This window comes from Dictyobacter alpinus (assembly GCF_003967575.1).
Taxonomy (GTDB): Bacteria; Chloroflexota; Ktedonobacteria; order Ktedonobacterales; family Ktedonobacteraceae; genus Dictyobacter; species Dictyobacter alpinus.
Window position 1 is genome coordinate 3,861,325 of record NZ_BIFT01000001.1, and the last position, 25,953, is coordinate 3,887,277.

A 25,953-nucleotide genomic window follows, 5' to 3' on the forward strand; every position below is an offset into this window, starting at 1 on the left:
TGCTCTTTTTGACAAGAGCCCGGGACTTCCTGAGCTTTCCCCATCCACCATCTTTTGGTCAGAAGAATATATGGCTGTGACCTTCTCCACATGTATGAAGTTCAAACGAAGGCACATCCAGGCTTCATATTCCTCTTTTTTATGCTACCAGCAAATTTTTTGTTTCATTGCATCAGGGCGTTAGTATGCTTATGGAAAGAGTGTAGCTATGGGAAAAGATCTCAAAGGGCTTTCGCTATCTGATGAGTCCAGGGATGTGCCCACTCATGGAGAGAGTAGCGATCAAGGCTTAACGAGTGCTGAAGCAGATAAGCGATTGGAAACCTATGGTCCCAACGATATGCTGGCCGTCAAGCACTCATCACCGGTGGTCCAATTTCTGCGTTTGTTCTTGAATCCACTAACTGCCATCTTGCTCGTTGCCAGTATCGTCTCAGTAATCCTGGGTGATGCCGTCGACGCCAGTATTATCATCGTCATTGTCCTGCTCAGTAATATACTCAACTTTGTCCAGACCTCACAATCCCAGAAAGCCGTCGAGAAATTGCGTGCGGGCGTAGCGCCGATGGCGAACGTGCGCCGTGATGGGGAATGGATCGATTTGCCGCGTCGCCAGATCGTGCCCGGAGATATCATTCGTCTGGCGGCGGGTGATCTGGTCCCCGCCGATGCACGCCTGCTTCAGGCTACCGACTTACATGTGCAGCAGGCCGCGTTAACCGGTGAATCGTTACCGGTAGATAAAAGTGCCGATGTTGGGGGTGAGGATACAGAAGATTTTGCTGATGCTCCTGATCGTGTTTTTCTTGGGACCTCGGTCGTGAGCGGTCTGGGAATCGCCCTTGTCACGGCGACGGGTCGGACGACTGCCTTTGGTGATATCGCTGTCCGTCTGGCCAGTCGCGCACCTGAAACCGAGTTTGAGCGTGGCATCAAGAGCTTTGGCATGCTCATCATGCAGACCGTGTTTTTCCTGGTGATCTTTATTGTCATGGTTGGCACCATTGGTCATCATAAGCCATTTGAGACGGTGCTCTTTGCTATTTCGCTTGCCGTCGGTCTAACCCCCGAATTTCTGCCGATGATCACGACCGTGACCCTGGGGCAGGGCGCTTTAAGAATGGCCAAAAAAAAGGTGATTGTGAAACACCTGGAGTCGATTCAGAACTTTGGCAGTATCGACACATTGTGCAGTGATAAGACAGGAACATTGACCAGTGGCGAGACAAAGCTCGAAAGCTTTCTTGATCTCACCGCGCAAGAATCCGAGCGTGTGCTCTTGTTCGGCTACTTGAATAGTACCTACCAGATGGGAATGAAGAGTCCCCTTGATGAAGCGATTTTGCGTCATGGCGCTGTGGATATGAGTGGATACACCAAAGTTGGTGAGATTCCATTTGATTTTGAGCGGCGCTGTATCTCTGTGGTTGTCCGCCATGGAGATGAAAATCTACTGATCATCAAAGGGGCCCCCGAGAGCGTCCTGGCACGTTGCACCGCCTATGAACGCAATGGTGTCTGCAAGCCATTGGACGATGTGAATGATGAGGAGCGGGCAACCTATGTGAACAAGTATCGTGATCTGAGTGCGCAGGGATATCGTGTGCTTGCCGTTGCCTATCGTGTCATATCGCCACAGGAGAAATACGAGAAAGTGGATGAGCAGTCACTGGTGTTACTGGGCTTCCTGAACTTTGCCGATCCACCGAAATCCGATGTTGCGCGGGTACTACAGGCCCTCAAGAATGATGGTGTCCAGGTCAAGATCCTTACAGGCGATAATGAACTGGTGACACGGCATGTGTGTGAACAGGTTGGCCTGAAGAGCGATAGGATTGTGCTGGGAAGCGAGGTCGAGCATATGACCGATCCGGCGTTGGCTCAGGTGGTTGAGGAGGTCAATGTGTTCGCACGTGTCTCCCCGGCCCAGAAGAACCGTGTGATTCTGGCGCTCAAGAGCCGGAAACACGTGGTTGGTTATATGGGTGACGGTATCAACGATGCCCCATCGCTGCATGCGGCCGATGTAGGCATATCAGTCTCTACCGGCGTTGATATTGCCAAGGATGCCGCTGACATTATCCTGCTCGAACAGAGCTTGCAGGTCCTGCACGATGGAATTTTAGAGGGACGCAAAGCCTTTGGCAACGTCATCAAATACCTGCTCATGGGTACCAGTTCCAATTTCGGCAATATGTTTAGTATGGCGGGTGCCTATATCTTCCTGCCATTCCTGCCGATGCTGCCATCGCAGATTCTGCTCAATACCTTCCTGTATGATCTTTCTCAGGTAACCATTCCCACGGATAATGTTGATGCCAGCTATATCAGAAAGCCGCAGCATTGGGATATCAGATTGATCCGGAATTTTATGATTTTCATTGGACCGGTCAGCTCAATCTTTGACTTCTTAACGTTCTTTATCATGTTACACGTGTTCAGTGCTGACGCGGTACTCTTCCATACTGGCTGGTTTGTCGAGTCACTGGCGACCCAGACCCTGGTCCTCTTTATTATTCGGACCGCCGGTAATCCATTTCGCAGCCGTCCGAGCCTTCCCCTCGCGATCACGACAGTTTTAATTGTTGTCGTTGGCTTTGTGCTGCCGTATACACCACTTGCCGGGACACTTGGTTTTACGCCATTGCCCCCTCTCTACTTTCTCTTTTTAGCCGGAATGATTGTAGGTTACTTGTTCCTGGTTGAACTGGTCAAGCGCTACTTAATGCGGCGCTATGCGTAGCGTTTCTTTCTCCCAGAAATAAGCAAGCTCGCTTCAACCGAGGCGAGCTTGTTTGCTTTATCGTAGGGAGCTTCCCCGTCCAACATCATCCAAAAGCATGATGTTCATACCCACAAGCTGTGATGAGCATGAAATCATCCATCCAGGGGATGCTAAAAGTGCGCAATAGCGCTTATGCTGAAAGGAACAGGGTGAATAGCAGTGCAATCGAATAGTCGGGTTTCTATGAAAAAGTGATGGAGGAAATGATGGGTGCCAACGTGAAAAAGCAAAATCAACCGGGAGAAAGTGAGAGCCAGCCTGCTAAAAAGCTTACGCGAAAGGAATTTGAGGACGAGTTAAAAAAGCTTCAAATTGAACTGGTCAAGTTGCAATCCTGGGTGGTACAGGCTGGATTAAAGGTGGCTGTGGTTTTTGAGGGTCGGGATGGGGCCGGTAAAGGAGGGGTGATTAAGCGTATCACCGAGCGTGTCAGCCCGCGTATCTTCCATGTGGTCGCATTGCCAGCGCCAACGGAACGCGAGAAATCTCAGATGTATTTTCAACGCTATCTGGTGCACCTGCCAGCGGCGGGAGAAGTTATTTTATTTGATCGTAGCTGGTATAATCGTGCCGGCGTTGAATATGTGATGGGTTTTTGTACCGAGCAAGAGCACAAAGATTTTCTGCGGCGCTGTCCCGAGGTGGAAAATATGATTATCCACAGCGACATCATGCTCATCAAATACTGGTTTGAGGTGAGTCAACCAGAGCAGGAGCGCCGCTTTCAAGCGCGTATCGACGATGGACGCAAGGTCTGGAAGCTCAGTCCCATGGATTTAGAAGCGCATCGACGCTGGTATGATTATTCTCGGGCCAAAGATGAGATGTTTGCTGCAACCGATACCTCTGAATCACCGTGGTATGTCGTGCCTGCTGATGATAAACGCAGGGCTCGTCTGAATTGCATCACCCATCTCCTGAATCAGATACCATACCAGGAAATTCCCTCTGAACCGATCACCCTCCCCAAACGCCAGTCTCCCAAAGGATATCAAGAACCAGCATGGTCCTATCGAGTTATTCCGCAAATATACTGAACTGTTGAGAACCACCGAGCATTGTTCAATGCTCGGTGGGGTAGATTAGTGCCGGGTGGTCCGCATCCAGGATAGCTGAGGTCGAGGTTCCGCCGGCATATTCTTTTAACAGGTTTCGCAGATCGTGAAGTGCGGCCTCGATATCATGGTGCGCAGTCGCGTGGTGCGCTTCGACGGTCACCAGACACTCTCGCGTCTGCTCGACTGCCGCACTCGATTCACTTTGCCGCCAGCACCAGCGGCGTGCGATGACCTGATCGCTTTCATCCGAAAATATGACCTCGTCTGGCTCTGGATGATCCTCATCGCTGGCCCCCAGTTCGCTATAGCGTTCTGATCCATCAGCAAAATGCACCGTTATCGCTCCGTGCAAGACGCGCCGCTCAATGACCGCCACCGGCAAGCCATAGCGGATACTCACAAGATTTCCCAGATCGACCAGTAGATTAATGCTCGGAATATTCCCCTTTTTGGTCAGGCGACGCAACAGAGCTTCAGCGGCACTGCGGTATTGGGTAGGATCCACCCCAAATGCACGAAAAGCACGTCGCCAGGCTGCCAGTGACTCGATCTGGCTCAAAGGGGTACTGCCAATGCGTTCAAGTACCTGTTGTTGTTCAGCCTGATAAAGAGTCTGTAAATGGATTGGGGTTGGACCATTGGTGACGTCCTGTGCCAGGATGGCTCCTCCGACGACCTGGGGATAACGTGCCAGGATAGCGGGGTGATATTGGAAAATATGCATTCGTATCTCCTTTTCTCGCAAGGCCTGTATTCCAGATATAGTGTTGTTCCCGTCTCAATATCTACAATACCACGGACTTGCCAGTCTGAGGTAGAGCCAATTCACATACTCATGGAGGGTACCAGTTTATAATGGAATAACTGCATATTACTTGACAACATTGAGTTTGCCCCATCCAACATTATCCTGATTTGCTCCCTGTTGCCGTCCATCAGCAGGGGCGCGAAAAACGCTATACCCTCACTCCTGAACCCCTCAGCGATATTGATGACTGGATCAAAGAGATCAGCGCAAAATGGGATGAACGTCTGTTGCGCCTTAAAGGTCTGCTAGAAAACGAAACGTCATAACTATCCTTAGACTACGTATGAGTGACCCCGAATTTTAAGAACGAGTGTTCTGTTTTTCTCAATGCGCCGGTGAAATAGTGCAGCAAAAAGCTTGACAAGCAGGTTAAACTCAGGTACATTGTAATATATTGACAAATAACAATGTAATAAAGAGTCGTCAGCTAGCTATAACTGATTATTCTTGATACAACGTAACGGGAGGGACATATGAGACGATATAAGATGTTGCCTTGTTGGCCATTATGCCCTATTCCAGCAGTTCCACAGCTGCAATAGCCCGTTGCGATCCTCTTTCGCCAGCTCACTGTCTGGTACTCCACTGGTCGTAGTATCGCTACAGAATATGTTTAAGATGTGCCTTTTCTTGACCCGGTTCAGAAAAGATATGAAATGTAGGCATAGCGTCTGACAGGTATACGAAAACCTTTCTCCATAGGTATCACGTCCATCCTGATGTTGATGGCGTCTTTTGCTGCTGTAAAAAATTTCGCATGTAAGAAGCCAATTTCAAGAAGAAGAGGGAATGACATTGAATCCTGTTGTGACCGTAACACAGAAGCAGCTGTATGATTTGCTCTTGAACGTAGCCATTGCACGCCCGGTCTTTATATGGGGACAACCGGGCATTGGTAAGTCAGCGCTGGTGCAGGAGTTCGCGGCGCAGGTTGGTCTGCCCTGCGTCTCGCTGTTGGGAAGTCAACTGGCACCAGAGGACCTGATCGGTGTGCCGCAGATTATTGATGGTACCAGCCGTTTTTGCCCTCCACGTATGATTGCGCGCTCGGAGCCATATTGTCTTTTTCTGGACGAGTTAAATGCCTGTTCACATGAGGTGCAGAAGGCTTTTTATAGCCTCATTCACGAGCGTAGAATTGGTGAGTATGTGCTACCGGCCGGTTCAATCGTCATCGGAGCTGGCAATCGGGCCCAGGATAGCGCGATTGTCAAGCCAATGTCGTCGGCATTGTTGAACCGTATGGTGCATGTGCATTTGAAGGTCTCACACCGTGATTGGTTGGAATGGGCGCGGGAGAGCGATATTCATCCGTTGGTAGTCGAATATATTCAGAATCGGCCGGACCACCTGTGGAGCGCGCCGCCCAAACATGAGGAGCCCTTCTCATCGCCGCGCTCCTGGCATATGTTGAGCGATTTGCTCAAAGAATATGGGAAAGGGATGCCCTCAGATGAGACGTTGCTGGTGCTGGCATATGGAACGCTCTCACCGCATCATGCCGGGCAGTTCAAGGCCTTTATCAAGCAGATTCATAGCAAATATCAGTTGACGGCACTGCTGAAAGGTGATGCGAGTTGGCCTTATAAGCCGGAGGATCGTGATGTGCTCTACTTCCTCTCACAGTCATTTCGGGCGCATCTCCTCAAGAATTTGCCGCAGGATAAGGGGATGGTCACGGGTCACCATAAAGAACTGTCCTATCGTGCCAAGGCGCTATTGAAAGAGTTGGCGGCTATCAATCTGGAGATGGCGCAGATGGTCGTGGCGAAACATGAAGATAGCGAAGACGGGGAGGGCGGCGAAGGATTGCCGGGCTGGTTTATGATTGAGGTCATCCGTGATTTACCGCGTATCGTAGATAAGCAAGAGCGTGAGGCCTTGAAAAGCAAATAAGAGGTAGTGCAGCATGGCGACGCGTAAGAAGGGCCTGATGCATAATGATCAAGCCCGGAACAATTGTGAGATTGGCGAGCGCATAATCAGGGGGAGCCGCATTTTTTCTGGCGTTGGTTGCTCTATGCATGTGGTGCCGAGCGAGATCTGCCCACGCGATGGCTGGGCGGTTGTTGCGAATACCGGCACAATCTATGTCCATCCCACACGGATAGGCGATCCAGAGGAGTGGGCTTATGTGTTTGCTCACTGTCTATTGCATCTGACTTTCGAGCATTTTCGTCCTGAATATCGACAAAAGCGGCAGCAGGAATGGAATACCGCCTGTGATTGCTATATTGCCAGTTTTTTGTATGACCTCCAATTAGGCGAACCACCGCTGGAACTGAAGGGATTGGCCGAGGATCTGCGTGCTCACGGTTATGCAGGCCGTTCGGAAGAGCGGCTGTTTTCCGATTTCTGTGATCTTGGTATTCCAGAGAGCCTGCAGGTGATCGGTACGGCCGGCACGCGGTCGGATCTACGCTATGAGTCGCTCAACGATCTGCCCGAATGGAAGAGATCTTTCAATTGGAGCAAAAAATTTGGCGAGGGATTGGTTGAGGCCATCAGTGAAGTAATTGAGGATGCGGGCCAGCATGCGTATTATGTGACCGGCAAGCGGCTAGATAGTCCCGCCCAGCGGGCACGGAACTGGTTTATCGGGCGCTATCCTCTCCTGGGAGCGCTGGCCGCCTCCTTTGAGATCATCGAAGATCCTTTGATCTGTCAGCGTATGCAGATCAGTGTCGCGGCGGTGAATATGAAGCTGAAGGAGATCTATATCAATCCGCATGCTGGCTTGAAGGATGAGGAACTGCGTTTTGTGATGGCGCATGAATTGTTACATGTGGGGCTCCGCCACGACGTACGCTGTGAGGGACGCGATCACTACTTATGGAACGTCGCCTGTGATTATGTGATTAATAGCTGGCTGATCGAGATGGAGGTTGGCGAGATGCCCAAAATCGGTGCCCTCTATGATCCATCTCTGAAGTCCGAGTCGGCCGAGGCGATCTACGATCGGATCGTGACGGACCTGAGGCTCTATCGTAAGCTCGCCACGATGCGTGGCATTGGGCAGAGCGATATTCTGGATGAGGCGGAGTGGTGGAAAAGTCAGGAGGGAAGGGATCTAGACGATTTCTATCGCAGTTGTCTGGCACAAGGACTGACGTTGCACCAGGACCAGAATCGCGGTTATCTCTCGGCGGGCTTGATCGAAGAGATTCAAGCTTTGAGTCAGCCACCGATTCCCTGGGATGTGCGCTTAGCCCAGTGGTTTGATGAGCATTTTCCACCATTGGAGAAGGTACGTACCTATGCCCGGCTAAGCCGGAGACAGTCAGCCACGCCAGATATTCCGCGTCCACTATGGGTGGCACCGCCTGATGACGATAATCGTACCTTTGGCGTCCTGCTGGATACCTCAGGCTCGATGGATCGTCACCTGCTGGCGCAGGCATTGGGCGCCATTGCCAGCTATAGCCTGGCGCGCGAGGTCCGGCAGGTACGAGTGGTTTTCTGTGATGCGGCAATCTTTGATCAGGGTTATATGGCCCCCGAAGCTATCGCGGGCAGCGTCAAAGTGCGTGGACGTGGTGGTACGGTGCTACAGCCGGGAGTAGATCTGTTGGAGCATGCGGCCGATTTTCCGCGTGAAGGACCATTGCTGATCATCACTGATGGTTACTGTGATCGCTTGCATATTAAGCGCGAACATGCTTTTCTGATACCACGAGGCAACAGATTGCCGTTTACCCCCCGGGGTGAGGTGTTTCATATCGTGTAAGCTTTGACGTGGACACAGATTCTTGTTCAGGCCGGGTATCGCAGTCGTACTGTGGCCTGTTGCGAGAGTAACTTTCTGCGGTATAGTGAGATTGTGATAACTCCCATGCTCTGGTCTTGTTTATCAATCTCACTAGTATTGATGATAGATGGAGGAAAATATGTATGAGTGAATATCAGCGTTACGAGTTTATGACGGTGGATCAGCCTTTGACTGCGGAGCAGTTAGAGGAGGTTGAAGACCTGTCCAGTCATATTGAGGCCTCTTCCAGCCATGCATTAATCGAATATAATTGGGGGGACTTCAAATACGATCCTATTGCAGTGTTACGTGAGTATTTTGATGGCTTTTTGTATTGGGCGAATTGGGGCTCACCACAACTGGCCTTTCGCTTTCCCCATGGTATTTTGCCAGCCAATTTACTTGATGAGTATGATTGCGATGAATTTGTCACATTCAACAAGGCAAAGGACTATGATGTGCTCCATTTTAGTTTTAACGATGAGGAGCCGCCAGATGAATGGATGGATTATGATCTGGGATCGATGATCGCGATTCGGGAAGAGTTGATAAACGGTGACCTGCGTGCATTGTATCTTGCCTGGTTGGCCAGCCAGATACGTATGCAGGACTATTATTATGACGAGGAAGACGAGGAGGAGGAAGACGAGGATGAAGAGGAAGATGTAGTCTTCCCAAGGGTTCCGCCCGGGCTGAAAAGTCTGAGTGCTGCACAGAAAGAACTTGTGTCGCTACTGCGCTTATCCGAGGAATTTGTAGCAGCGGCGGCTCAATATAGCGAGCCTATGGAAGCATCTCCCATGGATGATTTTGCTGCCTGGATCAAGCTGCTACCACGCGAACGTTGTGATGATTATCTTGTACGCTTCGCCCGCAATGAAGCGGGTTTGAGGCGTGTACTTATCAGAGAGCTACGCCAGGCAGGTCAGAGCGGGCGGCCAGAGCCTACTACCAAGGAGGAGCAGCGTGTCTCCTTTGCAACCCTGCTCACGGATGTTAAGGAGATTCAGGCAGAGCAGGAGCGTCGGCGGCAGGAACAGATGCGTCAGCTTGAGGAGCAGAATCGCCATGCCAGGCAGGTCCGTTTGCAATATCTCCACCTGAATCAGGATGATCAGTGGAGACAGATCGATGACATTGCCAGTCGTAAAATAGCTACTGCCTATGATCAGGCCGTTAAATGGCTGATTGAATTACGTGACATGGCTAAGGAGTATCATGAGTTGCCTGCTTTCCAGACACGCTTCAATAGCTGGGTTCAGCAGTATCGACGCCTGCCAGGTTTAACCAGGCGCCTGAAGGAACATAATTTTACTATCCTATAAGTATTACAATAGCTTGTCGTATCAAATAAGATAAAGAGAGTATTTTTTGATACGATAAGTGAAAGAATTTTATGGTTGTGATAAAGAAATTTACACATATATATACTATTATTTAAGAGCATGTGTAAATTTCTTATTATGACTTTTTGTAGGTGCGGCAAGCGAAAGGCGTTGGTAATCATCTTTCAACTGCTTCACCTACAAAAACTATGAGCTCAATAGGCGCGAAGCTTCAGGAGAAGAGCAGATACATGAGCGTTGCTAGATTATAAATCAATAGAGATGCGTTTTTTAATATAAATACATTTTCTGGCAGAAAAAAATAAATTCGCTAAACATGGAGTAAGTACTATCTTCTATACAAGTATGAAAACTGTTGACGTTATCGCTCTCTTTACTTACAATAGATAGCCTAAAGCTTTATTTATATATACTTCAGGAGGCCCTTGGATGGCTGATCAATTGGTTCTTGTTGGTAAACAGATAGGCGATTACCGTTTGGAGCGTTTGATTGGACGCGGTAGTACTACTGAAGTATATGAGGGACGGCATATACAGTCACAGAGGCAGTTGGCTGTGAAGATCTGGCATACACAATTGGTTGAGAGTGAGCGACAGCTTTTTCTGCATGAACTTCAGATGCTCTCGCAGCTAACGCACATCCATCTTCTCCGTATTTTGCAGTTTGATGTGCAATATGGCGTTCCAGTCGTGTATATGGAAGAATTGCCACATGGCTCGTTGCGCCAGCGACTCAGGCCGGGCCAGCGTGTTCCTCTTTCACTGGTAGTAACCTATATGAAGCAATTGAGTCAGGCCCTGCAATATCTCCACGATAACAGGTTGACTCATCTGAATATGAAGCCAGAGAATATTCTGTTAGATGGACAAAATAACGTCATGCTAACGGATATCTGGATTCCTTCTATCGCTCACCATTTCGCATCCTCTACCAAACAAATAGGTTTGAATAATCTGCCATACATGGCACCTGAACGCTTTCAGAAGCAGTCGCTTCCCGCCAGTGATCAATATGCTCTGGCAGTGATCGCATATGAGTGGTTGAGTGGGCGATCCCCTTTTCAAGGTGATCCGGCCGCATTGATTGAGCAGCATCGCTTGATGGCACCAGCGCCATTGCGTGGACAGGTGGAAAATTTGCCGGTAGAGGTTGAACGTGTCATCCTGACGGCCCTGGCGAAAGATCCTCAACAGCGTTTTGCCAGCATGGCTGCCTTTGCGCATGCTTTGGAGGCTGCCAGTTATCAGACGCAGGGCGCTAGAAAAACGTACGAGACTGCCCATGTGAATCCCGTGCATGTGCCCCCACACAATGCCGCGCCTTCCCACTCGAGCTCATCTCCATCCCAGCCAGGGGCGCAGCAAACCAGCCCGCATACGATGACGGTGGCACCCGTTAGCCCAATTTGCATGCTAAAAGAGCCGATTGTGAGCCTGGACTGGTCGCCAGATGGCAACTATATTGTCACAGTTGGCAGTGGCCGGGTCGTCTCAATCTGGGATGTGGCGGCTAAAAAGGCCGTACAAACCTACCAGCGGCATCGCGCAAAGGTTCAGCGTGTGGCATGGGGACCTCAAACGATGCGCAATACCATCGCTTCAGCGAGTAGTGAAGGACATATCCAGATCTGGAATGCCAATTCGGGTATGCAACTTGCTTCCTGGCTAGAGGATGCTCCCATTCAGCATATTGTCTGGTCGCCAGATGGTCAGTTTCTGGTCTCGATCAATATTGCCGGTGACAATATTAAAATCTGGGATGCCAAGACAAGTAAACTGGTGGCACATTATAAAAGTAAGATTCAGCATCTACAGGTATTGGATTGGTCGGCCGATGGCAAGTATATTGTGGCTGGCAATACTGAGGGTTCGATGCAGATGTGGTTTGTGGGCATTGCCATGGACGGAGATCGAGAGGCGTTCCAGCGTGAGCAGACGCGCGTCTATCAAAAAACCGCCGTCAACGCCATTAAAGCGCTGTCCTGGTCTCCCAATAAAGGCCTGTTAGCGTATGGTGGAAGTAGCAAGAGTGTCGATATCTGGAATCCGATCACGGGCATTTCACCGGTTCATTATGCCAAACACGTCGATCAGATCCTGGCTATTGATTGGTCGCCGGATGGCGCCGCTATCGCCTCAGCCAGCGCGGATACCTCTGTACAGGTGTGGGACTCCACTAAAGGAAAAATGATCTGTGCCTACCGTGGGCATAGTGAGAGTGTCAATGTTGTGAAATGGTCGCCCAATGGCAAGTGGATCGCCTCAGGGAGTAACGATAAAGCCATCCATGTCTGGAGTCCTGAACAATGATCTTCCAGCAAAGATGTCAGACACGAAAATGCGACAGGGTATAAACATAATCTGTCGCATTTTTGCGTTTCAAGACGGGTCTTAGATATTAGAAGACGCTAAAATATTCCTCAAAGAAACGTTCCTGATTGACGGCTAACGCAACTTCATGCCGTGGCTGGCTGCTATTCGGATGCCAGTCGGTTTTTCCTGCGAGTTCTGGCTGCTGTAATTCTACTGTCACATCTCCAGGCGTGAATGTGCAGATCGTATCGTTAAAAATAGTCGTTGCCGCCAGAGGATCATGGAAGGTCACGGTATCGCTCCCTTGAAACCAGACCTGCGCGAAATCCAGCACAGGCTGTAGCAGCGGAGTCGTACATTTTTCCTTGAACTGTTCAGAGCTCATCTTGACCTGGGTAGTCACATCCAGTCCAATCGAGCGATGCTGGCGTACCGCGGCTTGATACACGATATGCGTCGCGTGTGGATCATTCAAGGCATTCCACTCCCGTTCAGATTCTCCACGCGTAAAGACACCACACATCAAGACCAGGCTTTTTAAGAGCGAAGGTATCTCAGGATCGACACTGAAGAGCAGGGCAAGATTGGTCATAGGACCAATTCCCAGTAACACAATTTCACCTGGATTGGCTCGAATCGTCTGCCGTAAGAACTCAATGGCCTCACCACGTGGAAAGGTGGTCTCATGATCCCATTTGGCCAGAGCCGCAGCCTGGGCCGCATGAGGCTGGCGTGCTTTGATCAGTAAAGGCTTTTCAGTCCCCGGCAAAATAGGAATATCCTTGCCCGCAATTTTGCAGAGGGTACTCGCCAGCATCGCGCGTTTATCTGCCTCCCCTGTCACCGTGGTAATGCCCAGTAAATTACACGCCGGTTGGGCCAAGAGATAAGCCAGGCAGACCGCATCATCAATATCACTACCAATATCAGTATCCAGAATTACTTTGGTGGTCATACACATCCTTCCTTTTCTACAGCAGTTTAGCGCAAAGACACCTTTATTTTACCACTTTCTTTTTACTGGAAAAGAATAAGAAGATGTAAATGCAGAGGTACACTTTTAGCGGTCCGCAATTTTTTAAGTTCTTTCGTGAGGAGAGGGGTGATAGTTATGGATAAAGCGTTTGAAGATATGCCGGGCGATCTTGTTGAGATGTATGCACAACATTTGTTTGATTCGCTCCAGAAAATGGATACCTCTGCCGAAGTTACGCTGTGCCCAACCTGTGTGGGAGTGATGTGGTATGAGTGGTGGATCGCAGGCCAGCATGGCATGAGCCCTACCTTTGCCGATGCCGTCCAGGAGATGTATGCGCGTAAGCAAGCAACGGCAGCGTAAACTTGCGGCGTGGAAAGACTGGAGGTCCAGGGTTAAAGAGACCTCCAGTCGTGCCGGGTTATGGTAATAGTAGATGGAGATCTCCAAACTCGTGCCAGAGATAGCGCTGTTGCAAGGCTTCCTGGTAGGTGAGTTGAAGATGGCTCCGCGTGGCGAGCGCCTCTAGCATGGCCAGATGGGTCGCCTGGGGTTCATGGAAACCCGTGAGCAGGGCATTGACGCTATGGATGCCACGCTCAGGGGTAACGATGGTGCGCGTCCACCCTTCGCCGGGATGGGTGATGCCATTGGGAGTGGTGACGGTCTCTAGGGCTCGCACGACAGTGGTGCCTACCGCGATGACACGCCGGCCTTCCTGCCGGGCCGTGGTTACCAGGCTGGCAGTCGTAGCGGGAACGCGATAGAACTCCTCATACGGTGGCTCATGGCTTTCCAGGCTGGCTACCCCGGTATGTAGAAGCAGTGGAACAATCTGAACTCCTCGGGCTATCAATCTGGTCAGGAGCGTTGGCGTAAACGCTCGTCCGGCCGAAGGCATCTCGGCGCTCCCAATCTCGTTGGCATAGGCCGTCTGATAATATTCGATCGGCCAGGCATCTTTCACGTAACTATAGCGAATCGGTTGTCCGTGCTTAGTTAAAAACTCGTCCCGCGTGGTTACTGCTGGCAGGTTGAGTGTCGCAATCCAGAGGCGAGGATGCAGCGCGGCCCTGTCTAATTCGCGATAGCCCGCATGGTGGGGGGTATGCAACGTGACACTCCCACCCTCTGGTAGCTGGAAGACTTCGCCTGGCTGAATAGCGAAGAAAGGTAAGGTTGTTTTGTGATGGTGCTGGCGTATCTCCACAATCCATAGATCCGCGGGCAGGTGCGTCGAGAGATGAAGCTCTAGCTGCGTTCCCTGACTATTCGTCACCGGTAACGAGGCCTTCATCGTCGCACTGGTATTGATGACCAGCACATCACCGGCCTGCAAGACCTCCTCGATATGCTGGAACTGTGTATGGATGATGTGATTGTTGGAGCGATAAGAGACCAGCAAGCGCACCTGATCACGGGTCAAACCACGGGCCTCTGGTGGCATACTGGCCTCCAACTCGGCGGGGAGCGTAAAGTCTAGTAGACTCGTCAAGGCAATATCCACCGTGTCGGGACCAAAAGTCTCTGCGTTGAGATACATCATTATGCGTTCCTTGCTGGTAGCGCGCGGGCCGTATAGCGGCCGCTGGGATACTTCTGGCTAAACAAACTCAATATTCCTGGTACACTTACCTCTGGTAGTGGGCGATCACTGACATCCTCCGCTGGAAATGCCTCCTGTTGCATCTGGGTATTCATATCACCTGGATCCACCCAGTAGATAGCGAATTCTGGTTGCTCGGCTGACAGGATCGCGGAAAGATGTTCCAGCGCGGCCTTACTTGAGCCATATCCACCCCAACCCGCATAGGCTTCCTGTCCAGCATCGCTGGTAATATTAATAATACTGGCGCCTGCATGGAGATACTGTTGGAGATCCTGGATCAAGGCCAGTGGCGCGATCACATTTGTGCGGTATACTTGTTCTAGCACATCCAACGGATAAGCAAGCAGATTGGGCTGAGGACTGGGTCCCAGCAGACTGGCATTATTGATTAACAGGTCCAGCGAGCCTAGCTGTTGCACGGCCTGAACCAGATCGGCTCTGTGGGCTGCATTGGTCACATCACCGGCCAGCGCGATAACCTTTCCAGGGCCGGATAACTCTGTACTGGCCTGTGTCAATGCATCGGCGTTACGTGCATCGATCACCACATTCCAGCCATGTTGGATAAGCTCACGAGCAAGCTCCAGCCCAAGTCCGCGTGAAGCACCGGTGATCAGGGCATTGCCACGACCAGGAAATGTATGTGAAATAGGAGAAACCATCTTTCTAGTGTCCTTTCATTGCCATTACGATCTTGTTGGAAATACTATACCTGTAAAATGCTGGTGTTACATCGCACGAGTGAACAGGTCTGAACTGACCAAAAGGACAGCATGAGATGTTGAGTCGTTAAAGAGAGGATGATAAATTTTGAGTAAGCAGGATATGGACTTTGAGCACGAACAATTTCACAGGCAGCTGGAGGCAGAGCACGCGCACCACCATAATCATGATCATGGCGATAAGGTCACTGATATACAGCAAGCGCCCCCTCTGCGCCAGAAACTGGTGCTGGCGGTTATCTCACTGGCCGCTTTTGTGATCTTCGCGTTTACCGTGATTATCGCCATTGGCGTCGCGAACGTGTCGCCCAGTCCAGCCGCCCAGTATATCAACTATCTCTTGATCTTAGGACTGCTAATGTTTGCGGGCTTTGTGATATTTGCCAACATTTTGTTTAACCGGAAACGCTAAGGCCAATGACACGTACCGACTATTACAACAATCCCATGGCTCCAAAAGCCAATAGTGTAAAGCCTGCGACCTCAGCTATTGTGACCAATAGCAAAGGGGAGATACTCTTACAGCGGCGCGTAGATAACCAGCAATGGGGCCTGCCCGGTGGCACGATGGAACCTGGAGAGAGCATTGTCCAATGTCTTATCCGGGAAGTCAAAGAAGAGACAGGACTGGATGTCCAGCCCGCCTACCTGATCGGGCTGTATAGCGATCCAGCGCACGTTATCGCCTATACAGATGGCGAGGTCCGGCAGCAATTTAGCATGTGCTTTTATTGCATCCTGCAGGGAGGAACACTCAAGGCAAGTGCTGAATCGACACAGATTGGTTTCTATGCCGTGCAGACCCTTGACGCCTTAAATATACCTCCCGCTATCAGACTGCGTATCGACCATTATCTAGAACAGCGCGAGCATCCTTACTTTTGCTAGAGGGCATGCTGACCAGCCGTTGCATCACTGGCACTATCCAGAGTCGCTCCACCTGTCTTTGCCGTGGCGAGCAGGCGTCCGGCCAGAGCCAGCCAGAGTGGTAGTAATATGAGTGACGGAAGTAGCAGTATAAAGGATAATGGGATAAAGGCGATAAATGAATAGATGGCCAGATCCAGGGCGAGCAGGATACCAACAACGCGGAAGGCACCATTGGCATTCAAGGAGACAAACAGAATCCATAGGGCGGCAGAGATATGACCTCCATAGCGCAAGGGCAGATAGGTTCCTTTAGGCGTGCCATTCAACTGCATGATATCCGTCGCCATATCAACGACCAGCCAGCCATAGCCAGCCACACGAGCCCAATCTGGAGCAGCCAGGGCGGCAGCTACCGGAAATACACATAGATGCTCGGCCACCGCCAGGATCGTTAATGGTTCCGCAATGAGAGGAGCACTGAGCCCCGTCACATCCCTTAGCGCGGGAATCAAATACGTAATCAAATGGATAGCAAAGAGCATGGATGCCAGATATGCAGCCGTCACCACGCTAGATTGACGGCTCGCGAATGAAACTGGTCGTGACATAATACTGTATCTCTCCCTGCAAAATTATATTTAGCCTTAGTGTACAGTAAAATATGCCATATTTCCATATATGATAATAGAAATATAGTGCCAACGCTGAATAGTAGTATCACGAGGAGTAAATAGAGGCCAGATCTAGATAAAAACCTAACATTTTATTGCGTGGCAGAACCAAACCCGATCGTGTTGAAGCCACCATGATTGCTGGCGAAGGGAGGGCGATCATGGTCGTGGACAGAAGCATTAACGTGGGCCGAAGGGACGGCCCACAGCCGCAAGGGGATTGCCCTACAAATATCGTTTTTCTTGTTACATTGCTTCAAGATGTAAGAAATATTCATGCTTGAAATAGAAAATAAAGTAACATGGAAATGACTATTGTAGGGCAATCCCCTTGCGGGTTGCCGTCTCCTCGCTCTACGTCAATGTCCCTGGGCAAGACCATATTGGGCCTGAAATATCACTAAGTGAGTTGTATTGGGCCTGCGTATGGCGCCCACTTCACGTACGACATGCTCACTAAACACGTCGGACCATCTCTAGCAATATGTGCATAAGTGAAATATATTTGCCATTGAGTGTCTTCTGCAGGGTATTGCTGGCGGGTGTGTGCGCTGGGTCCAACAATTGAAGCGGGCATCGCCGAAACAGATGCCGAACTTGATCAGGTTAGCGAGGCTGCCATAGTAGCCACCAGTATGTTGCCAGATGCACTACAAAACAATTTTTCTAAAAAATAGTAAAAAGCTAAAAAGTAGCAGTATTAAACTTAAGCATAGAAAAAAGACCATAGTAACCAGATCTTTCAGCGACATAAAAGCAAACCTGGCTAAAAAGATGCTCCCAATTATGAATACTATTGATACCATTCTTTGTTTCTTCTCTTGTGCCAATTTGGCCTCCTGATTATTTGCCATGATCGATTTATAGGAGTAAATTTGGATTACTTACTATTATGCGTTATTTACGTAATAATGATTACTACTTCCTGTGTCTGTCTATTTGTAACGTCTACCTGCACGCTAAGAGTCACATCACCCTTTCTTGAGGCTATTAATTCCAATAAAAAGAAACATAAAAAATAGTACAAATCCAACTATTCCTAACACTTTGAATGATGTAAAAAATATTACCCATACAAAGAAAGCCAGGATGAGCAAAAGCAATAATAAAAAAGTAAGCAATGCAAAAATTCTTTTTCTCACTATTATGATTTCTCCCAAGGTAAAAATCTATAAGCAGTTCGCGTCATCTTTTTTTGTTACGTTTTATATCGTATTTAACAATGGCAAATAAAAACATCCAAAAGAAAAGAAGTCCTAAAATTCCTAAAAACCACAAGACCTTCAAAGTACTACAAAAAGGAACAGAAATTTTACATGTATAAAAGCTGGTTTCAAAGTATGGAACCATTTTATACGTCATTATTAGCAAAAATACACCAGCTATGATATATGCCAAAAACCTTACCTTCATAAATCTCCTAAAAGTGGTGAAAGTAGTAAAATACTTTTCACCGCGTACTAATTAGAAGCTATTCATCTTCTCGTGCAACGAAATGAGCGGCCGTTGGGGAAGTATTATTGCGCTTAATCGATCTATATAGGCGCACTGAAATAACGAAAGTAATTGCACCACTTACAGAGCAAAGCACACTCATTTTGAGCATTGAGACATCAGGAAAGCCCAAAAATTTTATGGCTGCAACTGTTTCCAAAACAACTGCAAGTACAAAAAGAATACTTGCTACTACAAATTTGGTATTCAATGATTTGCCTCCTTATGTAGTAATGCTCTCTGAGAAATTTTCAGCTGACAAGGTTTCAGGTGACTTACTATAGAACGCCCATAAAGACATGCTATTTTTTTCATCGCCTTCCAATTTCTATTAGAAAGTAGATATGAAATCTACATTCAGCTCAGTGACTTTAAGGAAAAGGCACGTTATTATGCTTGTGATGTCCCGGCTGGTTCATTATGGCCTGGCTATAGAATTAATGTTTCTTTTTAACAAGAGAAAAAACCAATATAGTCACAACAAGGTTCATAAATCCACCAATTAAGGTAAAGACACCATTATAATTTTTTTCAAGTATGTTACTCAATCCGATACCTATCAGCATAAGGCTACAAAGAGCCAATACAACGACTCCAACATATTTCATAGAGCTATTTCCTTACTTACTTTTCACAAACTTGTGGCATCCTGACTCTGATTCATAAACTTCGATGAAAGCTACTTAAAAGGATGTATATCCTGTCTTTTTTCTGCGCGCGAAAAGATGTAAAAGTATCAATTGTTAATACTAAAAAGTCTTTTTTCAGTGTGTAGAATGTGGGGTTCTACTGAATGTTATGTATTTAATTAAAACAATAAGCGACGATTTATAAACTAATAGTTTTTATCAACTCAATCTGCAAATTTTGAGGGATCTGCAAAAAATGAAGTATAGCCACATTGAGTACATACAAGCGCATCTAATTTGGATTGGCCTTTCGCATTTGGCGAAAGCCACATTTTTACTGGGGTACGAAGTATAATCATATATTGACTCCCAATTGCTTTTACGCGCTTTCCTCCACACTCTGGACATGGTTTTACCTGAGCATGCTCTGTTGATTCGCCCATTATTTATACCTGTAACTCTTTCTCTCCAATAAGTGCAGAATACTGTATTACTATTAGTATAGTATCCTATACAAGTTTTCAAAATTTGCTTACACCCATACGGATACCCTGTCCCCGGCAGGCTACAGAAACCATCGTTGTCAATACTCTCCGAATGGAGTTTTATCAGTTTATATCACGTTGCAGCCTGGACCTTAACAAAAAAGTTAGTCCAAGGAAAATAAGCCCACAACATATCACAAATACACCTATCACTCTGTAGGTGGTGAACAATAAAATCAAACCTGAGATAAAACTGACAAACGCCATAATCCTCGCTGCATAATAGAATATTCTCATACAGGTGTTCCTATTAGTCAGATACTATACTTTTTAGCAAGCTATCTTTATTAAAGACTTTTTTTACTCTCCAAGCATAAATGGCTAGAAGGAGAGCACCACAAAAAAATATAAAAGCCACATCGACAAAGAATGAATTACCACTTGCTGAAAGGATTAGCATTAATACCCCTAAGAAAAAGATGATGAGAGCCGTTGCCACTAGTTGACCAGGTGTTCGTTTCATAAGAGCGTAATCTCCTTACTAGAAAGGATATAGAATGATTCATCAGGCTAAATAAAGAAAATACGACTTTTCATGCATAGTTGACAAAAGCAAGTATACCCAAAGAAGCGAGAAAAAAGCAAGAGATTATGGCTCTCCACCTTTCGGTGGGAAGGGCGGATGGTCAATACATTCAATGTAACTACGTCGGACCATTTCTAGCAATATGTGCTTAAGGGCGAATATATTTGCCCTTAAGCGTCTCTTGCAGGATGTCGCCGACGGATGTGTACCTGGGTCCAGCGATTGAAGCGGACATCAAAGGAGCGAATACCGAATGTGATCAGGTCGGTGGTGCTGTCGCAGTAGCCACCAGCATACTGCCAGGGATTCGTGACGCCGGGTTGAATGACGCTGCCAGCTATGTTCCCAAAGGGATCGTAGTCGTAGCTGGCGGCCATGTTGCCGGCACTATCGGTCACGCCCACGATCGAGCCAAGGCCATCGAAGAAGTAGTAGTAGACCTTACCAGCGGAGGTGCGTTCACTGTTGAGCAGACCACAACTACAGCGGACGTACTCGTAGATGGTAACCCCTGCCTTCTTGCTATTCAGGTTACTATAAACGGCGGTGTTGGTAACCTAGCTCCTTGTACTGCTATAGACCATGAAATAAACACGCATTGTGCTCATGGGTGCAAAAGAAAGAGAACTGTAGTACGCTTAGGCTCGTAAACCAAAACAACCAAGGAGCATACTCATGATGCTTGACAAAGCAACAGTTCTCACCACCCTTTTTACCATAGTTGACGATACAATGAAAGGGTCAAGTATGATTCAACAAGCCTTACAGCGACCTGGAAGAGCGCCACAGCTCTCCGACAGCGAGTTGGTCACCATCGCGCTTTACCAGGAACTCATCGGTGAACTACGAGAGGACCACTTCTTCCGACTGCATGCAGCCAGTTTGCGCGTCTTTTTTCCTCGACTCAATGAACGTAGCCGGTATAATCGTCGCAAACGATCGCTCTGGTCGGTCATTCTGGCCGTCCGCACGAGCTTGCAACTGGTGCAAGATGGCCTCTGTTTCGAGAAGATAGCAGCCATTGATTCAGCTCTGGTCCCCTGTGTGAGCTACAAACGCAGTAAACGAGCCAGCGATTTTGTCGGTTATGCCGACTATGGCATTTGCAGCAGCAAAGCGCTGAAGTACTTTGGCTGCAAATTGTATACCGTCGTGAGCTTCAATGGACTCATTCTTGGTTTTGTGCTCACCAAAGCCAGTCCCTACGATAATCAGCCTGTGGTTGATGTGCTGGACTCGGCATCCCATCATCTGCAGCACCTGCTGGGAGATGGAGCCTACAATGATGCCGCTCTGGAAAGCTATCTTGAGCAGCATCGCTCTCTGGTCTCGTTGTCTCCGGCCAAAGCCAATCAAGCAGCCAAGCGGCCAGAAAACGAGCAAAAGCTGCTCAATCGGTTCCGTTTGATCTGCGAAACCGTCAATGCGCAATTGCAAGAACAGCTGCACCTTTCCAAGCATTATGCCAAAAGCACCTGGGGACTGATCACTCGCATTGCAAGCAAGGTCACCGCTCATAGTGTGGGCATGATGCTCAAAATGCTTTTCGACAGGCCTGCCCTTCAATTGGCTGACCCGGCTGTCTAAATCATTAGCACAAAGCGTAAATAATCAATTATATATCTTTGGCATTGGTACGTATACCTGCTAACAGCTACAACACAACTACCGTGTTAAAATCCAGAGCAAAATAATAATCGCAACTGCGATGACAACCATTGTGATAATGTACTTTTGGCGCCTAGCAAACATTTCTGTAAAACCTCCTAAGGATACAATAGAACCAAGATCAATTGACTCATCAATTTGACTTAGCGTTACTATAATCTTGGTCAAGCTTAATAAACAAGTTTTACTTATTTAAAACGGATGGGGGGATCTTCAATATGGTACCCATTATGTAATGATGTACCATATTGAAGATGGAGAGCATTAGAAACCTAAATTCTTCGGGTGCCCAGGATCAACTGTATGAAGAGCACAATACGTAAGAAATGCAGCACCAACCGCTATTGCGATCGGAATTAGAAATTCCGCAAATGCTGTTGCTCCTGCATATGCAGCTACCATTCCAGCAAAACCTAGAACAATACCTAAAGTCCCGAGAAAATTAGCCACATCATCATAGCCTCCCATGACGCATGAGGTGAAACGATTAATACCACCAAAGAACGACCCTAAAATTCCATCTTTGCCACTTGGATCGGTTTCATTAACAGGATCGTTGTCGGCGTAGGTATACGGATTGGCTTTAAGCGTCTCCTGCAGGGTGCCGCCAACGGGGGTGCGCTGGGTCCAGCGACCGAAGATCGGGTCGTAGTACCGAATGCCGAATTTGATCAGCCCCGTGGTGCTGTCAGCGTAGCCGCCAGCATATTGCCATGGGTTGTTGACGCCGGTTTGGATGATGCTTCCAGCAATGCCTCCGAAAGGATCGTAGTCGTAGCTGGCGGCCATGTTGCCAGCACTGTCGGTCATGCCCACGATGGAGCCGAGGCCATCGAAGAGATAGTAGTAGACCTTACCCGCAGAGGTGCGCTCACTATTAAGCAGACCACAGCTGCAGCGGACGTATTCGGTGGTGTTGCCTCCAACTTTCTCGCTACTCAGGCCCAGGCCGGTGTAGATGGTACTGGTGCCGTTATTGTTGACACGTTGTGTCTGATCAGTTCCAGTATACCCGAAACTATAGGTTTGGGTCGAGCCTGTTGCTGTTCCGTTGCCACTGACATCCTGATTGGCAACATTATAACTATGAGTCTGAGCAAACGAGAGTGCTCCACGACCAGAACTGCCATAGGTAATACTCTTCAGATTGCCATTTCCGTCATACGTATAGCTGGTGCTACCTGCGGTGGGTTGACCAGCGTAGGTACCGGTGCTGGTCGCGGTCGTGGGCTCATTGGCCGCATTATACGTACTGTAGATGGCGGTATTGGTTGACGCACCACTATAGGCCTTTTTGAGCAAGTTCCCGTTCGCATCGTAGTCCAAGGCCCAATGTTGCGTTGGATTTTTGACATCGCTCAAACGATTGAGGTTATCGTACTGGTAGGTCCAGGTGCCGTATTGGCTGTAATTATTGGCACTATGCTTGACCGCGCTTTGCAAGACCTCTTTGGAGGCTGTAGAAGAGCCATAGTTGTAGGTATAGCCCGTGTAGGGAGTGGGGATAGCGAGCGTGCTGCCACTGCCGGTGGTCTTGCCCCCTACGTTGCTCACCTGGCGACCTGCCGCATCATAGCCCATGAGCATACCCGTGCCATTGGGATATTGGATGCGGATCTTGCGATTGGCATCGTCATACCCATAGGTCGTGATGGCATTGCCTGGATCGGTCAGGGTGGTCATCAGGTTGATTTCATTGTAACCATATTTGGTCAATCCTGTTCCGTCATTCAAACTGGTCAGGTTGCCAATATTATCAAAGGTACTGACAATGTTGGTGCTACCTGGCAGCAGTTTGTTAGTTTGACGGTTGAGGTTATCATAGGTAAAGGTGGTGGTGCCGGTGCCATCTTTTTCGGTCAGGTTATTGCCGTCATTGTCATACGTGTAGGTGACGGTGGCGGCATTGGCGGTGCCGGTGCCATAGGTGATGGTGAGGATGCGATCAAAGACGTCGTAGGTGAAGCTGGTCTTATTGCCCACGCCGTCCGTTTCGGTGCTCACCCGGCTCAACGCATCATACGTCAGGGTGGTCTGACCCATTGGTGCCGGCGGCGTCACTGTACTCAGATTGCCCTTGCCATCATAGCCATAGAGCGTGGTATTGCCGTTGGCATCCTTGCTGCCAGATGGTGTGCCATCCGCGTTATAGGAATATTGCAGCTTGCTGCCATTGGTTTTGCCACCAGTAGTGTCGCTACTCGAGGTCAGATTTCCATAGTTGTCGTAGCCATTGGTGGTCACATTATTCTGGGCATCGGTCGCGGTGGTGGGCTGATATGGTACATTCTGTTGTTGTCCACCAGACAACGGAGAATACGTGAACTTGGTGCTCGCTCCCGTGGGATCCGTGATCTGGGAGACTTGCCCGTTGGTGGCATATTGATAATTGGTTGGTGTCTGCGTGGTGAGAGCGTCCGCATACTTCGTGACATTATAGGAGTTGGCATCAAAGCTGCTTGTGGTACTCTTGCCCAGGGCATTGGTGGTTTTGGTCACCTGCAGATTTGTCTGATACGTATAGGTGGTGGAGTGCCCGTTGACATCCTTGACGACGGTATTGCCACTGTTATACGTGAAGATGGTCTGCTTGTTATACGCATCGGTGATACTACTGACCTGACCGGTGGCGCCATAGGTGATGGTGGTGGTACGCCCCTGGGGATCCTTGATACTCAGCAGTTCGGAATCTCCATCGGGATCATAGGTGAAGATGGTCTGCTTGTTGTTGGCATCGGTAATGCTGGTCAGGTTGAGCTGCGCATCATAACCATACGTGATGGTACGTGTCTTGCCACCAACCAGGGTATTATCGGTGACCGTTTTGACCAGATGGTTCCCATCCAGTGTGGTACTCAGCGTACGCCCCTGAGTATCGGTTGTGCCCGTCCAATCTCCATTATCCAGATAATTATAATCGATCAGATTATTATTTTTGTCCAGCACCTCGTAGCGGGTCCCCCACTGATTGAAGATCCAGCGCTCACCGCTTTGATGAAAGCGCAGTTCATAGGTGGCGGAATCTGGATGGACGAGGGTGGCTTTGAGACTGGGGGCATCTTTGTAGCCGCCATTACCATCAGGAGCAAAGTAGGCTTTGAGTCCCGTGGGCAGGGTTAATTTGATACCGCCGCCGCTGGGCACATCATCCAGGTACAGGCTGGCACCGCGACCGGTGGTGAAGCCCCAGTTGGTCCCATGATCGGCCAACCACCAGTTGTTCTGGCTGTTATAGTAGCCACCAACCGTATTGTTGAGTCCGGTCCCGGTTACCTGTAACTCGACTGTGTGCAGGACCAGGTTGCCGTTGGCAACGTTGACCTTGAGGTCCAACCGATCGGACAACGGTTTGTCAACAAAGGTATAGAGGGAGGAATCACCCAGGCCATTGAGTGGGGTGGTGTCATTGACGATCACCGCTGCTTTGGCCTGTACTGTCTTGCCCTGGACTGTCTTAGTCTGGGCTGGCTTAAATGGTGAGACGTGTGAACTGGTGTCATGAACCTTGGTCGGGACCGGCACATTGCGACGAGGTGTGCGTACCCCGCTAAAGGTTGGTGGTAGATCTGTGCCTGGGGCTGCTGTGACTGCCGTCGCCGCATAGGCTGAAGGGGTCGCGCCCATAACTGTGGTTAAAATAGCTCCAGTTGTCAGGCTGATGACCAGCAGGAGACGCCAGAGAGAGGTCCAGGATGAACGCGTCACTTGTCTGGTGGGTACTACATTCATAGAAGGGGAGGTTTCATACGAATCCATCGATGAAGAAAAACGATCCATTCAGTGAAATCCATTTCTACAAAAAAAGAACACAAAGAGATAGGGCAGAGGAAAGGATCCTCTTTGAAAATACGCACAAAAAAAGAGCATCTGTCTGGAGAGATATATGGGTAGCAGAAAGACATGCTTGCGTCTATACACTCAAGCACGGCAAAAAGCATCCTTGCTAGATGAAGAGATGTATGAATCAGCGCGAGAATAAATAGCACTGAACGATTCATAGCACTCTTATAAGAAAAATGTTCCCTCCTACTAAAAAGGAATACATAGTGATCTATCTAACCAAATAAAGATAACATGACTTTTCGTGCATAGCTACCAGAAGCAAGTATACCCGAAGGTGCGACAAAAAAACAAGAGGTTTTTCAAGCAATTTTTGAATTTTTTCTACTTTTTCTTTATTTTAGT

The 25,953-nt window shown here is 48.7% G+C and carries 20 protein-coding genes; 10 read left to right on the forward strand and 10 right to left on the reverse strand.

Translation table 11 applies throughout. The features are described from left to right. Positions 1-208: 208 nt before the first annotated feature. Together mgtA and ppk2 are read left to right on the forward strand one after the other, a co-directional pair. The gene (gene mgtA, locus EL633_RS15230; protein ID WP_126627998.1) at positions 209-2,743 is read left to right on the forward strand and encodes a magnesium-translocating P-type ATPase; all 2,535 of its coding nucleotides are present in this window, start codon (positions 209-211) and stop codon (positions 2,741-2,743) included. Between the two features lie 245 nt (positions 2,744-2,988). After that, complete coding sequence (gene ppk2, locus EL633_RS15235) at positions 2,989-3,822, forward strand: polyphosphate kinase 2 (protein ID WP_126629444.1); 834 nt, start codon at positions 2,989-2,991, stop codon at positions 3,820-3,822. Between the two features lie 25 nt (positions 3,823-3,847). On the opposite strand, the gene EL633_RS15240 is transcribed toward ppk2, so the two are convergent. Next, complete coding sequence (locus tag EL633_RS15240) at positions 3,848-4,567, reverse strand: B3/B4 domain-containing protein (protein WP_126627999.1); 720 nt, start codon at positions 4,565-4,567, stop codon at positions 3,848-3,850. Between the two features lie 879 nt (positions 4,568-5,446). Here EL633_RS15240 and EL633_RS15245 point away from each other — a divergent pair. The 4 genes from EL633_RS15245 to EL633_RS15260 all read left to right on the forward strand — a co-directional run bounded on the left by EL633_RS15245 (position 5,447) and on the right by EL633_RS15260 (position 12,055). Continuing rightward, positions 5,447-6,547, forward strand: a complete 1,101-nt coding sequence (locus EL633_RS15245) for an AAA family ATPase (protein WP_126629445.1) — start codon at positions 5,447-5,449, stop codon at positions 6,545-6,547. Positions 6,548-6,560: 13 nt separating this feature from the next. Continuing rightward, on the forward strand, positions 6,561-8,378 hold the full coding sequence (locus EL633_RS15250; RefSeq protein ID WP_218027498.1) for a vWA domain-containing protein: 1,818 nt from the start codon (positions 6,561-6,563) through the stop codon (positions 8,376-8,378). Positions 8,379-8,542: 164 nt separating this feature from the next. Next, positions 8,543-9,724 (forward strand): hypothetical protein, encoded by a 1,182-nt coding sequence (locus EL633_RS15255; protein WP_126628000.1) that lies wholly within the window; start codon positions 8,543-8,545, stop codon positions 9,722-9,724. Positions 9,725-10,174: 450 nt separating this feature from the next. Then, the gene (locus tag EL633_RS15260) at positions 10,175-12,055 is read left to right on the forward strand and encodes a WD40 repeat domain-containing serine/threonine protein kinase (RefSeq protein ID WP_126628001.1); all 1,881 of its coding nucleotides are present in this window, start codon (positions 10,175-10,177) and stop codon (positions 12,053-12,055) included. An 88-nt stretch (positions 12,056-12,143) separates the two neighbouring features. Here the strand turns inward: EL633_RS15260 and EL633_RS15265 are convergent, their stop codons facing one another. Beyond that, the gene (locus EL633_RS15265; protein ID WP_126628002.1) at positions 12,144-13,013 is read right to left on the reverse strand and encodes a nucleoside hydrolase; all 870 of its coding nucleotides are present in this window, start codon (positions 13,011-13,013) and stop codon (positions 12,144-12,146) included. A 156-nt stretch (positions 13,014-13,169) separates the two neighbouring features. Here EL633_RS15265 and EL633_RS15270 point away from each other — a divergent pair, with 156 nt between their 5' ends. Continuing rightward, a complete protein-coding gene (locus EL633_RS15270) occupies positions 13,170-13,397 on the forward strand; it encodes a hypothetical protein (protein WP_126628003.1) in 228 nt (75 codons plus the stop codon). 58 nt (positions 13,398-13,455) lie between these two features. On the opposite strand, the gene EL633_RS15275 is transcribed toward EL633_RS15270, so the two are convergent. Then, complete coding sequence (locus EL633_RS15275) at positions 13,456-14,580, reverse strand: S-adenosylmethionine:tRNA ribosyltransferase-isomerase (RefSeq protein ID WP_246039143.1); 1,125 nt, start codon at positions 14,578-14,580, stop codon at positions 13,456-13,458. Next, a complete protein-coding gene (locus EL633_RS15280) occupies positions 14,580-15,305 on the reverse strand; it encodes an SDR family oxidoreductase (RefSeq protein WP_126628004.1) in 726 nt (241 codons plus the stop codon). Before EL633_RS15280 ends, EL633_RS15275 begins: the two co-directional genes overlap by 1 nt. 148 nt (positions 15,306-15,453) lie before the next feature. On the opposite strand from EL633_RS15280, the gene EL633_RS15285 reads away from it, so the two are divergent. Then, complete coding sequence (locus EL633_RS15285) at positions 15,454-15,777, forward strand: hypothetical protein (RefSeq protein ID WP_126628005.1); 324 nt, start codon at positions 15,454-15,456, stop codon at positions 15,775-15,777. A gap of 5 nt (positions 15,778-15,782) precedes the next feature. Beyond that, complete coding sequence (locus EL633_RS15290) at positions 15,783-16,253, forward strand: NUDIX domain-containing protein (protein ID WP_126628006.1); 471 nt, start codon at positions 15,783-15,785, stop codon at positions 16,251-16,253. Here the strand turns inward: EL633_RS15290 and EL633_RS15295 are convergent. The 5 genes from EL633_RS15295 to EL633_RS15310 form a co-directional block, all read right to left on the reverse strand. Beyond that, positions 16,250-16,843 carry a hypothetical protein gene (locus tag EL633_RS15295; protein ID WP_126628007.1) on the reverse strand — a complete coding sequence of 198 codons (594 nt, stop codon included), beginning with the start codon at positions 16,841-16,843 and terminating at the stop codon, positions 16,250-16,252. The two genes, EL633_RS15290 and EL633_RS15295, sit on opposite strands and share 4 nt — an antisense overlap. 1,534 nt (positions 16,844-18,377) lie before the next feature. Further along, positions 18,378-18,611, reverse strand: a complete 234-nt coding sequence (locus tag EL633_RS15300; protein ID WP_126628008.1) for a hypothetical protein — start codon at positions 18,609-18,611, stop codon at positions 18,378-18,380. 226 nt (positions 18,612-18,837) lie between these two features. Next, a complete protein-coding gene (locus EL633_RS36555; RefSeq protein ID WP_161982168.1) occupies positions 18,838-19,008 on the reverse strand; it encodes a hypothetical protein in 171 nt (56 codons plus the stop codon). Between the two features lie 816 nt (positions 19,009-19,824). Then, positions 19,825-20,037: a hypothetical protein gene (locus tag EL633_RS15305; protein WP_126628009.1), complete on the reverse strand. Its 213-nt coding sequence runs from the start codon at positions 20,035-20,037 to the stop codon at positions 19,825-19,827. A gap of 233 nt (positions 20,038-20,270) precedes the next feature. Further along, positions 20,271-20,630, reverse strand: a complete 360-nt coding sequence (locus EL633_RS15310) for a hypothetical protein (RefSeq protein ID WP_503826487.1) — start codon at positions 20,628-20,630, stop codon at positions 20,271-20,273. 145 nt (positions 20,631-20,775) lie between these two features. Between EL633_RS15310 and EL633_RS15315 the strand changes: the two genes are divergently transcribed. Beyond that, the gene (locus tag EL633_RS15315) at positions 20,776-21,687 is read left to right on the forward strand and encodes an IS982 family transposase (RefSeq protein WP_126628011.1); all 912 of its coding nucleotides are present in this window, start codon (positions 20,776-20,778) and stop codon (positions 21,685-21,687) included. A 345-nt stretch (positions 21,688-22,032) separates the two neighbouring features. Here EL633_RS15315 and EL633_RS15320 read toward each other — a convergent pair whose 3' ends face one another. Continuing rightward, the gene (locus tag EL633_RS15320; protein WP_126628012.1) at positions 22,033-25,545 is read right to left on the reverse strand and encodes an RHS repeat domain-containing protein; all 3,513 of its coding nucleotides are present in this window, start codon (positions 25,543-25,545) and stop codon (positions 22,033-22,035) included. Positions 25,546-25,953 lie beyond the last annotated feature (408 nt).

Bases quoted from the DNA above. Each gene is read 5' to 3' on its own strand.
- EL633_RS15280 (WP_126628004.1), bottom strand. From the start codon at position 15,305: ATGGTTTCTCCTATTTCACATACATTTCCTGGTCGTGGCAATGCCCTG.
- EL633_RS15250 (WP_218027498.1), top strand. From the start codon at position 6,561: ATGGCGACGCGTAAGAAGGGCCTGATGCATAATGATCAAGCCCGGAAC.
- EL633_RS15240 (WP_126627999.1), bottom strand. From the start codon at position 4,567: ATGCATATTTTCCAATATCACCCCGCTATCCTGGCACGTTATCCCCAG.
- EL633_RS15305 (WP_126628009.1), bottom strand. From the start codon at position 20,037: ATGAAACGAACACCTGGTCAACTAGTGGCAACGGCTCTCATCATCTTT.
- EL633_RS15260 (WP_126628001.1), top strand. From the start codon at position 10,175: ATGGCTGATCAATTGGTTCTTGTTGGTAAACAGATAGGCGATTACCGT.
- EL633_RS15295 (WP_126628007.1), bottom strand. From the start codon at position 16,843: ATGTCACGACCAGTTTCATTCGCGAGCCGTCAATCTAGCGTGGTGACG.
- EL633_RS15275 (WP_246039143.1), bottom strand. From the start codon at position 14,580: ATGATGTATCTCAACGCAGAGACTTTTGGTCCCGACACGGTGGATATT.
- EL633_RS36555 (WP_161982168.1), bottom strand. From the start codon at position 19,008: ATGAAATATGTTGGAGTCGTTGTATTGGCTCTTTGTAGCCTTATGCTG.
- EL633_RS15270 (WP_126628003.1), top strand. From the start codon at position 13,170: ATGGATAAAGCGTTTGAAGATATGCCGGGCGATCTTGTTGAGATGTAT.
- EL633_RS15265 (WP_126628002.1), bottom strand. From the start codon at position 13,013: ATGACCACCAAAGTAATTCTGGATACTGATATTGGTAGTGATATTGAT.
- ppk2 (WP_126629444.1), top strand. From the start codon at position 2,989: ATGATGGGTGCCAACGTGAAAAAGCAAAATCAACCGGGAGAAAGTGAG.
- EL633_RS15290 (WP_126628006.1), top strand. From the start codon at position 15,783: ATGACACGTACCGACTATTACAACAATCCCATGGCTCCAAAAGCCAAT.
- EL633_RS15315 (WP_126628011.1), top strand. From the start codon at position 20,776: ATGATGCTTGACAAAGCAACAGTTCTCACCACCCTTTTTACCATAGTT.
- mgtA (WP_126627998.1), top strand. From the start codon at position 209: ATGGGAAAAGATCTCAAAGGGCTTTCGCTATCTGATGAGTCCAGGGAT.
- EL633_RS15255 (WP_126628000.1), top strand. From the start codon at position 8,543: ATGAGTGAATATCAGCGTTACGAGTTTATGACGGTGGATCAGCCTTTG.
- EL633_RS15320 (WP_126628012.1), bottom strand. From the start codon at position 25,545: ATGGATCGTTTTTCTTCATCGATGGATTCGTATGAAACCTCCCCTTCT.